1 protein-coding gene and 1 pseudogene are annotated in these 902 nt (G+C 50.1%); both read right to left on the bottom strand.

Annotated elements, in window-relative coordinates; genetic code table 11:
• A pseudogene (locus ACTHS3_RS15485) lies at positions 1 to 248 on the bottom strand (putrescine/spermidine ABC transporter permease); the annotation flags it as partial.
• A 15-nt stretch (positions 249 to 263) separates the two neighbouring features.
• Positions 264 to 902, bottom strand: a 639-nt coding sequence (locus tag ACTHS3_RS15490) for an ABC transporter ATP-binding protein (RefSeq protein WP_440368439.1), incomplete at its 5' end; no start/stop codon positions are given.

Raw genomic sequence — 902 nt, forward strand, 5'->3', positions numbered from 1 at the left:
CAAAAGTTTTGGAAGATGTCGGCGTAGTTCTGATAGCTGATGGCAATGTTCAGACGGCCTAAGTCTTCATCAATCGTCGTCAAAGGCGTAAATGGCGGAATGGCGATTTCTTGTTCGGCAAAGCTGATTTTCAAGACGATGGCGAACGGAATCAGAAACAGCACCAAGAGCCAAATATACGGTACGGCAATAACTGCACGCTGGCCGGGGCGGCGAAACAGTTTCTTTTTCAGTTTTTTAAGGTCCATTGCATTTCCCTCAAATTAACTGTACAGAGGTGTCGGTTGGTTTTCAGGCCAGCTGATATAGACGGTCTCGTCCCAAGTCGGCGGCGTAATGTTGCGCACATACCAATAAGGTGCGGGAACTTGGCTTTTGACGACACGGCCGTTGGCGAGTTTGATGTGGTAAATTGCGAAGCTGCCCAAGTAGGCAATTTCTTTAACCGTACCTTGGGCCCAGTTGTGCGCGCCCAAGTGTTCCGGTTTTTCTTTATGCAAATCAATGTCTTCAGGGCGGATGCTGATCCAGATTTCATGCTCGTTCGGAACGCCCAGACCGTGGTCGATGCGGACGTGGTTTTCCAAGCCGTCACATTTGACGATAGAGAAATCGGCGCGGTCGTCAATAACGACGCCGTCAAAAATATTGGTTTCGCCGATAAATTCAGCGGTAAAGCGACTGTTAGGGTAATCGTACACGTCGCTAGGCGTACCGACTTGGCGCAGTTGGCCGTCGGACATAATGGCGATACGGGTAGCCATCGTCATCGCTTCTTCTTGGTCGTGGGTAACCATGATACAGGTTACGCCGACTTGTTCCAGCGTGTTGACCAATTCCAGTTGGGTTTGTTGGCGCAGTTTTTTATCGAGTGCGCCCAAAGGTTCGTCAAGCAGCAGGAT

This window comes from Neisseria sp. P0009.S007, assembly GCF_051962515.1.